Source organism: Paludisphaera rhizosphaerae, assembly GCF_011065895.1.
GTDB classification, from domain to species: domain Bacteria; phylum Planctomycetota; class Planctomycetia; order Isosphaerales; family Isosphaeraceae; genus Paludisphaera; species Paludisphaera rhizosphaerae.
Genome location: NZ_JAALCR010000004.1, coordinates 144904 through 158279, shown reverse-complemented (window position 1 = coordinate 158279; position 13376 = coordinate 144904). Strand labels below are relative to the sequence as shown.

The 13376-nt window shown below is 63.6% G+C and carries 11 protein-coding genes; all 11 read right to left on the bottom strand.

What is annotated here, in order from left to right; all coding sequences use genetic code 11:
- Positions 1-26 precede the first annotated feature (26 nt).
- Entirely contained in the window at positions 27-1052 is a 1026-nt protein-coding gene (locus G5C50_RS06770) for a class I SAM-dependent methyltransferase (protein ID WP_165066844.1), read from the bottom strand.
- Entirely contained in the window at positions 1049-1960 is a 912-nt protein-coding gene (locus tag G5C50_RS06765; protein ID WP_165066841.1) for an FkbM family methyltransferase, read from the bottom strand. The genes G5C50_RS06770 and G5C50_RS06765 overlap by 4 nt, the downstream gene beginning before the upstream one ends.
- An 85-nt stretch (positions 1961-2045) precedes the next feature.
- On the bottom strand, positions 2046-3266 hold the full coding sequence (locus G5C50_RS06760) for a sulfotransferase family protein (protein WP_165066838.1): 1221 nt from the start codon (positions 3264-3266) through the stop codon (positions 2046-2048).
- A gap of 27 nt (positions 3267-3293) precedes the next feature.
- A complete protein-coding gene (locus tag G5C50_RS06755; protein ID WP_165066836.1) occupies positions 3294-4556 on the bottom strand; it encodes an ABC transporter ATP-binding protein in 1263 nt (420 codons plus the stop codon).
- Between the two features lie 13 nt (positions 4557-4569).
- Positions 4570-5472 carry an ABC transporter permease gene (locus G5C50_RS06750; RefSeq protein ID WP_165066833.1) on the bottom strand — a complete coding sequence of 301 codons (903 nt, stop codon included), beginning with the start codon at positions 5470-5472 and terminating at the stop codon, positions 4570-4572.
- A gap of 35 nt (positions 5473-5507) precedes the next feature.
- Entirely contained in the window at positions 5508-6812 is a 1305-nt protein-coding gene (locus G5C50_RS06745; protein ID WP_165066830.1) for an O-antigen ligase family protein, read from the bottom strand.
- 48 nt (positions 6813-6860) lie between these two features.
- Positions 6861-7967, bottom strand: a complete 1107-nt coding sequence (locus G5C50_RS06740; protein ID WP_165066827.1) for an acyltransferase — start codon at positions 7965-7967, stop codon at positions 6861-6863.
- Positions 7968-8011: 44 nt separating this feature from the next.
- Positions 8012-8770 (bottom strand): sugar transferase, encoded by a 759-nt coding sequence (locus G5C50_RS06735; protein WP_165066824.1) that lies wholly within the window; start codon positions 8768-8770, stop codon positions 8012-8014.
- A 63-nt stretch (positions 8771-8833) separates the two neighbouring features.
- The gene (locus G5C50_RS06730) at positions 8834-9379 is read right to left on the bottom strand and encodes a hypothetical protein (protein ID WP_165066821.1); all 546 of its coding nucleotides are present in this window, start codon (positions 9377-9379) and stop codon (positions 8834-8836) included.
- 129 nt (positions 9380-9508) lie between these two features.
- On the bottom strand, positions 9509-11752 hold the full coding sequence (locus tag G5C50_RS06725; protein WP_165066818.1) for a polysaccharide biosynthesis tyrosine autokinase: 2244 nt from the start codon (positions 11750-11752) through the stop codon (positions 9509-9511).
- Positions 11753-11903: 151 nt separating this feature from the next.
- Complete coding sequence (locus tag G5C50_RS06720) at positions 11904-12791, bottom strand: exosortase/archaeosortase family protein (RefSeq protein ID WP_255487481.1); 888 nt, start codon at positions 12789-12791, stop codon at positions 11904-11906.
- Positions 12792-13376: the final 585 nt, after the last annotated feature.

Genomic DNA, 13376 nt, shown 5'->3' with positions numbered 1-13376 from the left:
GCAGAATTCTCCGGAGCGCTTGCCGATCACCCGTTCGCCGCCGGCTTCCGCCCGGCTCGCCGCCAGACTGAGGCGATCTTGGAGCCATCCCGATCTTCGTCGGCAGCCAAACGGTCTTCGCGCCGCCGGAATCTCGCCGGAAGTTGGCCGCGGAGGGCTCCGAAGAACGCAAAGGTGTGCCAGGCCACGAGCTCGCATCCGTCGAGCGCCTCGGCCATATCCGGAATGCCGACCCCGCCAGCGGAGTGGTCATGAATGTCGGTGACGGACCAGATCTCGTCCTCGGTCAAGGGAACCCGGATGACCCCTTGAGCCAGCAGGGCCCGATTGACCTGATCGAGGTAAGCGTAGCTGTCCCCGGCCGTCGTCCGGATGCTCCCGAGGCCTCGTCGGACCCGCTCACGACAGGCTCCAATGCCACTGGCTAGACGGGCGGGGAGCGAGCAGGACGCCGCGGCGTTGTAGGCGCTCAACTCCCGAACGCGTTCCGGCAGGACTTTCCCGGAGAGAGCATCGGAGTGGGGTTCGTTCATCTGGAAGTAATGTCCGCCTGGCGACAGCAACTCGACGAAGCACGCCAGCATCCTGGGCGGGTCGGGAATATGATGGAGGACTGAGTTCGTCAGGATGAGGTCGAACTCGCCGGCCCCGTCGAGGTCGTCAACGCTACCGACATGCGACGCAACCGAGACGGGCCAGGACCGCGCCCTGTGGAGAGCCTTCTCGACCATCCGTGCAGACGTGTCGAGCAAGTCGACCTGGCTGACCCGAGGCCCTAGGGGAGAACGCAAGATCAGGGCCGTTCCGCGGCCCGTGCCGCAGCCGACATCCAGCAGCCTCAGCCCCCTTCGGCCGGCCCCCAGCCCAGCGGCTCTGGCGAGTCGCCCGAATTCTCTCGGTAGATCGATCCACCCTCGACGGTGCACAACGTCGTACACTGTCGCTTCGATATCATGAAAGATGAGGTTGATCGCCGCCTGGAATTCCTCGAGCGTCACCGCTCCGCCCTTGGACTGGTGCAGCGTCGCGATTCGACTAAGCCCCGATATCATGAGATGCCCTCCAGCGGGCACTTTGACGGCGGCTCTGCCGCTGCTTGGCGAGCCCAGGAGTCCGCGAGGCGGCGTAAGGAACTGCCGTGATACGGCTTGAACGCCACAAGATTGAGCACGACCTCGCCCTGCCAGGGCATCCGCTCCACCACTCGCCAGGAGTAGCCGAGCGTGTCAAGGAGGTCATACAGTTCTGTTGGATGGCTCTTCGCGGCCCGAAGAGCCGGGGAATTCGCCTCGACGATCAGGACCGGTGCTACAGTGCCGCTGAGAACACGTCGAGCGCCCCTTAGAACACGCACTTCTGCCCCCTCGACGTCGACCTTGAGCAAGTCGATGCGCCGCAGCCCTTGCTGATCGGCGAAGTGGTCCAGCGTGGTAACGTCGACCTCGATCGAATTGCCTCCGGGCTCTGCCGCGAAGAGAGAGTTCCCCTCGCAGTCGTCTTCCGAGAGGTGGAGTCGGAGCGTACCCTCGTCGTCGCTGGCGGCGATCTGGTGGATGGAAACCTGGTCGAACCCATTGAGGGCCACATTCTCGCGGAGCCGAGAGGCGGTCGAAGGCGTTGGCTCGATCGCATGAACATGCCCTTTCGGTCCAACGAGATCGGCGGCTGTCAGAGTGAAGTAGCCGATGTTCGCCCCGAGGTCGACGACAGTCATCCCAGGCCGGAGCAACTCCGCGAAGAGACGGATGGTGCCGGCCTCCTTGAAGCGTCGGCCGAGGATCTGCCACTCGAAGTCGGAGACCCCCGAGACCCGGACCCAGGGGCCCGTGTCAAGCCGGGCGACCAGGAAAAAGGCCGTTGCACGCAGAAGGCGAGTCTTCCCTCGTTCGATGGGCGAGGACTCAAGGTAAGAGCCAACGAGGCGGCTTCCAATCCGGGCCAAGATTGGAGGTTTCGACATCGCAGGTCCCCATCCCAGGCCATGTCGTCCCGCTCGGGTATCGCCAGGAGGCTGTGCGGGCTGATCGCCCGTCTTGATCGGTCGGTTACCTCATCGCCTCTAGCGCGACCTCGCGGCAGCAGAGGCGGATGAGGAGCCGAGACAGGCCTTCGGACTTCCCCGAAATTCGACCGAAGCCGACCGGCCAGCAGAGGGATCGCTTTCCCGAGAGGCTTCGACGAATCAGCAGCCGCGCCAGCCTCGCGATGCTGGCCAACCGCTCGGCCCGCGAATGACCGGGGAAGGGAACGCCCCAAAACACCAGGCACTCCCGGCCCTCGGATTCGGCCCAGTTCAGATCCCAGATGTCATGCGAGAGCGAGCGTAGGGCCACTCCCCTATCCGCCAGCCGAAGAATCACGTCGCGGTGAGCCTCCACCAGCTCCCGAGACATGGGGACGACCGTCAGCACACCTAACGGGGCTCCCCGTGTCACTGCGTAGTCGTAACGCGACAGGCCGTCAGAACAGAGGAACTCTGCCGCCCTAAGCTCTTCCGTGGGGAAGAGCCGTTCCCAGGTGCCGAGACGCGTCCTGTCGATCGGCTTGCCGGCATCGGCCTTCCACCACTCGATCGGGCTGACTAGCGCCTTGGCGGATTCGGCGGTGTCGAGCATGCCGGGATCGAATTCCTCGCCGATCTGCGTGCAGACCGCCCTTAGCGTACCCTCGGGATCGGTGACCAACTCCTCGAAGCGGATCGTCATGCTCCTTGGATCGGCTTCGAAGAACCGCCAGCTCGCGTTGTCCCAGTTCTGCCAGAGGCTGATGTTCGCCAAGGGCGACAGGCTGCCCCAAGGCACCCGGCACATCGAGAGCGCCACGTCACGCGGATCGCGTACGATCCGGAGCACGTAGGCGTCGGGGAACGCGCGGCGAAGGTCCTGGAGATGAAGCAGGTGATTCGGCGTCTTCTCGAGCCAACGGGGCTTCCCCTCACGCTGAGCGTTGACGCGAGTCAGGCTCTCCAACATGGCGGCGATCGAAGGCTCGCGCGAGGCGAGATAACCCCGAACTTCCTCCAAGGTCAGGCCGAACGCTTCATGGACCGGACGACCTAGGGTCAGGTTGGATGCGAGGAAGGCAGTTGCTGGCCCGGGCCAGCAGCGGGGATCTAGAAGCTCAAGCGTCGACGTCCGCGCGAGGCGGTTGAAGAAATGGGTCTCTTGCCCTCCCTGGATGCGGGGATGCGCCGAGAGCATCGCTGCCAGGAGCGTCGTTCCGGAACGCGGAGCCCCGACGACGAATAAGGGTGAGTTCTCGCTCATCGCAACGGCCCCGGTTTTCAAGCGGGTTCAGCTCCGAAAGGTCCAGTTGGCTCTGACAAGCATCGCCCCGTGCTCGGGAAGGGGGAGGTTGCCGGTGCCAAAGAAGTCAGCCCGTTCGATGGTGATCGCAATCGCCCTCTCAAGAAAATCCAGCCTCCTTTGGGGCATGGAGCATCCCAGCGATAAGTAATAAGTCCCGGGCGCCAGCGGCAGTTCGGGCACGTGGCATTCCACCACGCCACATCGCGGCAACTTTTCGACCGAGCCGTGCTGAAGTAGGGTCTGGAGGCCGAAGAGGCGCTCACCAAGAATGGTCTCGACGAAGATGCCAAAACGGGGCAAATGCAGCGGCACGGGCGAGTGGTAGTGGAGGCGAATGGTCAGCGACGAGCCGGCCGGGACGCGGTGCGTCGGCTGGTCGTCGGGGCCTAGGATTTCAACGGCCCGGATGACCTCGAGCCAACCTGGTGCCCTCCTGGCCGATAGGTCGGTGTTCGTCTTCGCGTTCCCGTCGACGCTCTTGAGATAGGCCGCGACGACTTCGGTGGTTGGGCCAGGCGGTTCGGCCTTACCGTTGCGGAGCAGAATGGCCCGCGTGCAGAGGTTTTGCACTGCGGCCATGTTGTGGCTGACGAACAAGACTGTGCGGCCCGAGCGTGCGACCGAACCCATCTTGCCCATACACTTGCGCTGGAAGTCGGCGTCGCCGACGGCTAGTACCTCGTCGATCAGCAGGATTTCGGGAGTCAGATGCGCCGCGACGGCAAAGGCGAGGCGGACCTGCATACCGCTGGAGTATCGCTTCACGGGCACGTCGAGGAAGTCCTCAACGCCGGCGAATTCAACGATTTCGTCAAATCCCCGGCGGATCTCCGCGCGACTCATGCCGAGGATCGAGCCATTCAGGTAGACGTTCTCACGGCCAGTCAGTTCGGGATGGAATCCGGTCCCCACCTCGAGCAGACTGCCGACCCGGCCGCGGAGTTCCACCCGACCCAGGGTCGGCCGAATGATCCTCGCCAGGATTTTCAGGAGCGTGCTCTTGCCGGCGCCGTTGCTCCCGACGATGCCCATCACCTCGCCTTCCTCAACTACGAGATCGATCTCTTGAATCGCCCAGAAGTCGTCGCGTCGAGTCGGCGTCGCCCTACCTAGCCGGTTGATCTGAGTGCTGACGAAGCGCGTCAGGTCCTCGCGCAGGGTCCGGTAGTTACTCGACAGGTCCTTCGGCAAGGCCCTGTCGACGCGATATCGCTTGCCCAGTCCTACGATACGGATGGCGGGCGTCATGAGTCATGCAGATTCATATCACGTCGGCGAAGCGATCTTCGACCCGGCGGAAGTAGAGGCAACCGACCGCGAAGGTTGCCAAGGGCGCCAACGTCAACCAGCCGAGGCGGCTCCAGGGAATCACCCCTCCCAGAGCCACGGTCCGGAAGGCGTCGACCAGGCCTGTCATCGGGTTTAGAGCCAGAAGCGACCCCAGTAGCCCCCCACCGACCTGGCTCTCCGGCAACTGCATGTACACGGTAGGGGTTGCGAACATCCAGAGTTGGAGAAGGAACGGCGTCACATATCGAAAGTCGCGGTAGGCCACGTTCAGCGCGGCCAAAAGAGTTCCGACCCCTAGCGCCATGAGCACGATCAAGCTGAAGACCGCTGGGACGGCGAAGAGACCAACGCCGGGGGAGACGCCATACCACAGCATCATTATGAATAACAGGCTCAGGGCGACGGCGAAGTCGACGACCGCCGCCCCGACGGCGGCGAAGGGGATGGCCAGGCGTGGAAAGTAGATCTTCGTGATGAGGCGCTCCGAACTCACCACGCTGTTGCTGGCGCCTGTTACCGCGGTGGCGCAGAACGTCCAGGATAGGAGACCCGCATAGGCAAACAACGGATAGGGTAGTCCGGCCGAAGGCACGCCGGCCATCCTTCCAAAGAAGACTGTGAAAACCGCCATCATCATTAGTGGCTGGAGGATCGCCCAGGCGATGCCGAGGACGGTTTGCTTGTAGCGGACCTTAACGTCGCGCCAGGCGAGGAAATAGACCAACTCGCGAAACCGCCAGAGTTCGGCAAGGTCAATCCACTGCCAGCCTTCCAGCGGGCCGATGACTGCCACGCACGGCCCCGCGCCGGCGTGAGGGGGGGACACAGCCCCTGTGTCCGGGTGTCTTTCGATGGCCGCGATCGGGCTGCTCACGGGCAGGGTGCTCCGGGGCAGGGCGGACGTGGGATTCAAGCCCAACGTACGAAAACCCTGATGTACGCATAGAGTAAGGCCAGAAAAACCAAGCTCGCGGCGCAGGTGTGGCACACGAGCCGCGCGTCCAGTCGTGGAACCGAAGCTCCCCTTTGTTCGCCCGCGAGGCGAAGAAACACGGCTGCCAGTCCAAAGAGCATGAACGTGGGGACTTCGTAGTTCCTGGACAGCGTCATCATCCCCACGAAGGAACCGGAGAGAATCGACATCAGGACGGGCTGCAGAGCCCTGAGGCCCGGATCAACAAGCCCGGACCGACGCCCGCCGAGACGACCCAACGTGGTCAGTGCGATCCAATACGCCCCGAAGAACAGCGTGCCGCCGAAGATTCCCGTTTCCACATAAGCATGGACAAATGAGTTATGGGCGGCGTGCAAGATAACGTCCTCCAGCTGGCCCATGCCGATTCCAAACACGGGGGCTTGTGGCAGCAGGGCCATGGCCATGCTCCAGATCTGGACCCGGCCTTGGCCGGTATCCTCGCTGGCGGAGATGTCGGTCTGCCGACCAGCAAAGAGCAACGCCATAGCAGGGAGGACTACCAAGGCCATAGGGAACGCCTTCCGCCAGCCGAATCGCGCCTGGAATAGGGCGAGCAGGCCGGCCAGAAGGGTAAGAAAGCCCCCACGCGAGTGCGTCATCGCCAATCCGTGGCCGAAGAGGACAAGAGGTGCAACCCATACGACGCGCCAGAGATCGGCAGCCGGCGATACGATCCGGTAGATGCAAATCAGCATGCACACCACGAGCATGATGGCCAGATCGTTCGGGTCGTTAAAGATTCCCGTGCTGCAGAGGCGCATCAGGATGTATTCCTCGCCCGTGGCAGCATCGATCTCCGAGTCCCCCACGGCCGCAAGGGAGGGCAGGTAGATATAGCCGTGATAGTTCAGCAGGGCAATGACCGACAGTATGACCCCGAAAACGACCAGCGACGTCAAGAAACGCTTCAGGCGCTCGGTCGTGTCGACCACTCCGACGAGGAGGAGGTAATAGACAATCACCTTGGCGAATTCGGGCCCCTGGATGCGTGCGTAGTAGATGGTGAAATGGGACAGGTGCGACAGGACTACCGCGACCCACATCCCAACGACGCACGCTGTGATCGGCCGTTCTCGAAGCGACCGTCCGCTCAATTGTCCCAAAATTGTCGGATATTTGATTGCGATGCAGGTGGAAATCACAATGTTGTATACGGGGATCGTCGAAAGGGCTTCGACGATCTCCGACGGCCGGACGAAGAGAACGGCGTTCAGCAGGTTCAGAAGGTAGAAGTCCACGAGGCCTCGTTGCCATACGGCGAGGTCAGCCTGGTCTGACGGATGTCGCTAGGCGAAGAGAGTTCGGTAACCTATCTCGAAGCGCGGCAGGCGCCTGGCCAACTCGATGGCGCTGCAGGCCGCCAGGCACAGCGCCGCAATCGCGGCCGTGACGAGGGCTGCGGGCAATGCCGACGCGGAGGGGGTCGCCAACCCGCTCGCCCGCACCGCGTTGAGGGCGACGATCTGCAGCACGTAGGCGAATAGGGAATGCCGGCCGAGCAAGGCGAGCACGCGGACTATCCCGCCCGCAGGCTCGCCGCCCAGGTCATGGCGAACCAGCGTCGGGCCCCCCCAGAAGCAGACGTTGATCACGACGGATGCCAGGTTCCCCGCCATTGTAAAGAGGGCTGCGACGTACCAGGCTTCATGAGTCGTCACCCCCAACTGGAGCCACAGATAGGCGAGTGCGGACACCGCGAAGGCCGGGCCAGGAAGCCGCTGCAGAGCGGCTAGAGCACGCTCCCGGTTTTGGGCTAGACCGACGCCGATCAGCGTCCCCCAAACACCCAGTAGGAGGAAGTGCCAGAGGTACGGCACTCGCAGGCGCAGAGTCGGCTCGAGAGCCAATGGGAGGGCGGCAGCGAACACGATCGCCGCGAATCGTCTGCCCCGACACGCCTCCACGACGAAAGGTGCGAGGAGTAAGACGGCGGCAATCACGACTAGGACCTGAAGCGGTACGTCCCAGCGACTCACCATCCCGAGCGAGCAGATCTCCCATAGGGGAACAAGGACGAGGGATGAGGACAGCACCCGCCCCTGAAGAGCTTGTTTCGCGATCCCTGCCGCCAGGCAGATCAGCAAGAGCCGGGAGGCACGCCACACCGAGGACGCCGGCAGTAGCGGGCGCTTGTCGGCCTGGCCGCGCAGGCCCAGGATAAAGCCCGTTACGAAGACGAAGAGACCCGTCGCGTAGTGTGTGAATCGGACCGCCGGTGCCGATTCGGCCCCTGACTGGTGAAAGTAAGCCATCGCGTGCCAAAGTATAAAGCTCAGCACGCCGACGCCTTTCACCATATCGAGGCTGAGGAACCGCATGCGCCGGACGCTTCTCGTCACATCATCGGCCGGCCCCAGCGAAGGGATCGATTCGTCGTTGGTGGGCGTCGCCATCATTTCTTCCCGAAACGGCCAACAACGGGCGCGACGAGCCAAGTTCAAGCCGTCCGGACTTGCGTGTGGGCGTCGAGTTCGGTGGACATCGAAGCGAAGGCCCCCTCGACCTCAAGTTGGTCCGGCACTCGGAACAATGATCGGGTCAGCGCGAAGGGGATGCCGCCAAGGAAGCACGCGGTGCAAGCGAGGATTCTTAGATCAAGCCATAGGTTGCAATGATAGACGTAATACAAGTCATAAGTCAGCTTGCGGCGGACGTCGTCTACATCCGAGTCGGGCGGCAGGAGGATCTGGGCCAGCCCGGTCAGCCCCGGGAGAACGTCGAGTCGCTGCCGGTAATGGGGGATTTTCTGCTCGAGCTCACAGACGATCTCAGGCCGTTCCGGGCGCGGGCCGACCAGACTCATCTCTCCCCGAACGATATTCCAAAGCTGCGGCAGTTCGTCGAGGTGGGTGCGGCGAAGCAGGCGGCCCAGCGGCGTGGCGCGGGGGTCTCCGACTGAAGACCAGCAGATTCCGCTGCTGCGTTCGCAGTCGTAGACCATCGTCCGGATCTTGTACATCACGAACAGGCCGCCGCCGAGACCGACTCTCTCTTGCCGGTAAATCGCCCCGCCGCGGGAGGTCAATTTCACCGCCAACATTATTATCAGCACCAGCGGGGACAACGTAAGGAGTATCAGCGCGGCCAGTATGCGGTCGGCCAGGCTCTTGCTGGTGGTATAGCTCTCGACGATGTCTGACGAGACTGGCTCGGAGTCCCAGCGTACGTTCAGTCGGCGCGTAGCCTCACGGGCCATCTCTGCCTCCTGGTAGTCGTCTGTTACACGGCGTGTCCGCCGCTTCGGGAGCCTTATGAGATGTCAGGACGATGTGTCGGGGGCAACGATTGGGGCAAGGGTAGGCAGAAAGTCGCGAAGGAAGCGAGGGACCGGGTCTGCCTCATCTTCCCGGACGGTGTCCGCCAGATCGCGGATGATATATAGCTTGAACAGCACCGGTCGTCCGGCGTAGCTGAGCCGGGGGTGCTCCGGCGCCAGCCACCCCCCCCCGTCGGACCAGGCCCAGCGAATCTGCAGGGCTTCGGGGACGGCCGACGTTGCAGGCTTGGAGAAGCTTGCGATCAGAAACTCGGTTCCCGAAGCTTCGGGCCGTCTCTGGGGAGTTCCTCGCAGCTCGAGACCAGCGGCGACAAAACAGGCGTCTGGCGTGTGGACAGCCAGCGGCCCGGGTTGTCCGCAGAGGAGCATGATCACCACGCGTTCGCCCTGCGCATTGGTGTATCGACGGATGCGAACGCCGCCGACTCCGGCGTTGATGAAGTCCCGGACGTTGTACTCCAGGTCCACCCCTCGCCACTCGCCGCAGTTCGATGGGATCCGGCAGAGCCGTGCTGCAGCGGCAGCCACGGCACGTGAGGTCCCCACACGGTCGGCGCGCCCGCGGGAATAGGTGCCGGCGGCGGCTATGAGACCGATGGCGGCAACTAGCGTTAGTTCACGTGTCATGGTGGTCTCGGGGCGGGACCAACCGTGCTCTTAAGCCTCAGCCGTTGCCGAATCGTAATACCCGGGCCCCCCGGCGTCGTACTGGGTGCCGCTGACCACGGCGCCGATCATGCGCACCCCCAGGACGGACAGGCGTTCGCAGGCTGTATAAACCAGGGGCAATCGACTCACTCCGCGGAGGATCGAGAAGAGGACGGCGTCGACGTGCTGACTTACCAGCAAGGAGTCGACGACCGGTAGGACTGGTGCTGTATCAACGATTACAAAGTCGAACGAGCCGCGCAGTTGATCCATGACCGGCTGCAGCCCATCCTGGGCCAGAGCCTGGACGGCCAGCGTATCGCATCGGCCGGCGGTGATGATGAACAATTCGCCGGCGAGGACCGGCCGCGTGACCTCGTCAAGGTTGGCCTCTCCGCGCAGGAGCTCGGCCGTCCCGGGGACCTGAGGGATGTCCAAGAGCCGGTGGGCCGATGGGTTGCGTAGGTCGCAATCCACCAACACCGTGCGTCGACCAGCCCGGGCCAGGCTAGTAGCGAGGTGGCCGGCCAACGAGGTCTTGCCCTCCCCCTTCTGTGCGCTCGTAATCATAACGACTCGGATTCCCGAAACGCGGGCCAGGTGCAGGATCATCGTCCGAGTCGCGTCGACGGATTCGACGAGCAGGCTCTGCCAGCGGCGGTCGGCCTCGGCGGGTAGCGACCGGAGTCGGCGGCCCCGAGTCGGCGGCGCCGGCAGGGAACCGATCAGCCGCATCCCAAGGCCGTTGACGACCTCGTCGGTCGTCGAGATTCGGCGGGCCTGGAACTCCCAGAAAGAGATCCCGAGCAACGTGGCCGCGAATGCGGCCAGGGCCGCGATGCCGCTCGCCTTGAGTTGCTTGAGCTCGTCCTTGGTCCGGGGGACCTCGGCTCGGTCGATCTGGGTAATCCTGGGTTTGGCTCCCAATTCCACCTCGAGCGCTTCGACCTCTCCTCCGACCTTCTTCGCGACCTCACTGGTCAGGACGATTTCATCCTGATGCGTTTGGAGATCAAGCGTCCCCCTGTTGATGGCCTGGGACTCCTGCCCCATTTTGTCGATGTCCGCCCGGAGGACCTGATCGATCTGCTTCAAGATGGCCACCCGGTCCTTCAAGTGGTTGAGCTCCTCCTCGTGACGGTCGCGCATATCGCGTTCGGCTCGGGTTGTAAGGTATTGCCGGCGAGCGTCCATGGTCTTCTGCATCGCGCGTTGGCGTTCCCGGAACGCGATGACGATCGGGTCGTTACCCTTCCGCGACGAACGCGAGGCATCCGCGAGTTGGCGGGTGATCGAGGCGAGGTCCTCGCGATGGTCCCTCATCTGCTCGTCCTGTGCGAGCAACTCCTCGATCTCCGCCGTTGTGAGCAACTTCGGGACCTCGTCCGCATCGCGGGCCTCCAGTAACGCCATCTCGACCTGGGCCCGTCGCAGCTCTGACTGGAGCGACATGAGATCGCGGCGGGCGGAGGCGACCATCTCGAGGTTGTATTGCTGCTTCAGGGCGAGGGTCTCTTGGTCGTTCGACCCGACTTCCTCCGCGAGCGCCCGGATCCGTCGCCGCTTCTTCTCGAGAGACTGCATATAGCTGTCGTACAGCTTCTTGAGAGAATCCAGCCTCTCGCTACGGCCCGTCCGTTCGGCCGTCTCGACCGTCCGGAGGTATGCCTCGGTCACGGAATTGACCAGCGTGGCCAGGTCCTTCGGCCGTTTGCCGCTGAGGGAGATCTGGAGAAACTCTGAGCCGCCGGCGAACTCGACGGCGAGTTCCCCTTCGAGCCACTCGATCGGGTCGTACGTCTCTCGGACCGTCTCGAGCTCCGCGACCGACGGCGTGCTCAATGCGGCGCCGAGCACCCGGCGGCTCTTGATGAGCGTCACCTGGGAGCGCTGGTACGTGTGGTATTCAGCCCTGCGTTCCGCCGTGTCGAAGATGACTTTGGGCTGATAGGTTGACACATGGAGGAGCGCCCTCGCTGTGTACTTTGCTGGGGGGATCGCGTACCAGACCGAGAACCCCGCAGCGTTGGCGAGCAGGACGCCTGCGAACAAGGCAAGGACCCACCGTCGTCGTAGGGCCTGGAGCAGCGACAGAAGGTCAGGTGTCGATGAGAGGCCCGGAGGCCGCCCCGGGTCCTCGGCACGGGCGTGGGACGAGAAACCGGCGCGCACGCTCCTGCCGGCGGGCAGGTTGACGGTCGCCGGATGCGGCTCCGTACCGAAGTTGTCGGGAGTGATCTCGGGCTGGTCCATGGTGTTCGCTCCTTCGTTAGCGGGAGACGACAACCTCGTTCAGGAACTTCCGGGGGCCGCCGGCGTCCACTTGGGCACGCCGACGATCGAGGGCCGAGGCGCGATTTCGCCGCCAGCTATCGGAAGAGCTTGGCTCCGTCCGTCCCCGTGCTCAGGCTCGCCCAGGTCCCGGAGCTGGGACTCGACGCGAGTCGCCCCCGTTTCGAATGAGGACGATCCGGGGATCGACGTGAGAACTCACGGGTTCGATGGGCGTGAATAAGTGGTCGAGAGCAGCAACCTCGGCCCGCAGCATCAGCAGGGCCAGCGGCATCATCAACCAGCCGGCGAAGTCGTGGTAGAAGTATTCCGCCCAACGACTCCCGGCCACCTGGTGCAGCAGGCCGGTGACCGTGATTCGAATCACGTTGGCCGCCAAGGCGATTGGTGCGGCGCTGAGCAGGATCAAAACCCGGTCCACGGTCGGTCGCGCCAGCAGCAGCGCCGCCCCCGTGGCGAACCCGAGGAACATATAGAGCATCCCCAGCCCGTTACACGCCTCGACGACGCCGATGCGGTGGGTGCCTAGGTGAATGACGAACCCTTCAGCAAAGGCCGGTTGTCCCAGGGTCTGCAACGCATACGTGCTGGCCTCGGTCGCTACTCCCTGGAGCGGAGCACCCAGGGCGACTTCGATCCGATAGGGGAGCGGGATCATAAAGACAAGGAAAGCGATCGCCGGCCAGGTCCAATCCAGCACTCGTGTGCCGCCGACCAGCAGAGCGAGGCCCGCGAGGATCGGCAGAATGGCCACGGCTTCTAGCCAAGGTTGGAAGAGGTACGCACCGGCGATCTGCGACGCAACGCCAGCGGCCAACGGTATCAGTCCCCAGGATGTTGGCCGGGTCGGGGGTGCTTCGAGCCGCTCGCGGCGAATCCAGAGCAAGTAGCAGGCGAATGGTGCTACGAGATAGCCATGCGAATATCGAGGATCCTCCGACCAGCGTGCGGCCATTCCCGATAGGACAGGCCACCAGAACCACGCCCCGAAGACCAGCATCGCGGCTGGAAGTAACATCGCGCGCCGGCGGCCCGGCTCGACGCTCGCACTCAGCTCGTCCGTCATGATTCCCCCCGGCGGCGGGCTTGTTAATCCTGGTGCTAGCCCGGCGAGTCGTCCGCACTCTGCCAGCCGGCTCTCGTATCTCAGCACACGGTGGCGTCGTCGACCGCCCTACCGACGACCGTAGATCCAAGTGGGCTCAGGTCGGAGGTTGGCCGAGTACTTCGGAAATCCAATCGGCCGGCGACCAAAATCCGGGTATCTGGAGATTTCGGCATCGGTTATGCTCGAACCACGCCTAAGTGATGAATAAAGAACCGATACTCTCCCCGAAGTCCGGCGGCCGACCAGCCTCGAAAACCGATCCGAACCGAAATCAGCCAGCGACGAGGCATCCGGCCCGAGGAACGCCGATGAATCAGCACGACTCAACTGGCTCTACGTTCGTCGAACTTCTCTTCGCCCAGGCCGTGATGGTGATCCGCGCTCTAATGCTTCCGCTCTGGCTCATCGCTTTGGCTGTCTGGTTGCTGGTGGCCCTCGCGGCGGCGGTGGCTCTAAGGGTCATCGCCGCCACACGGC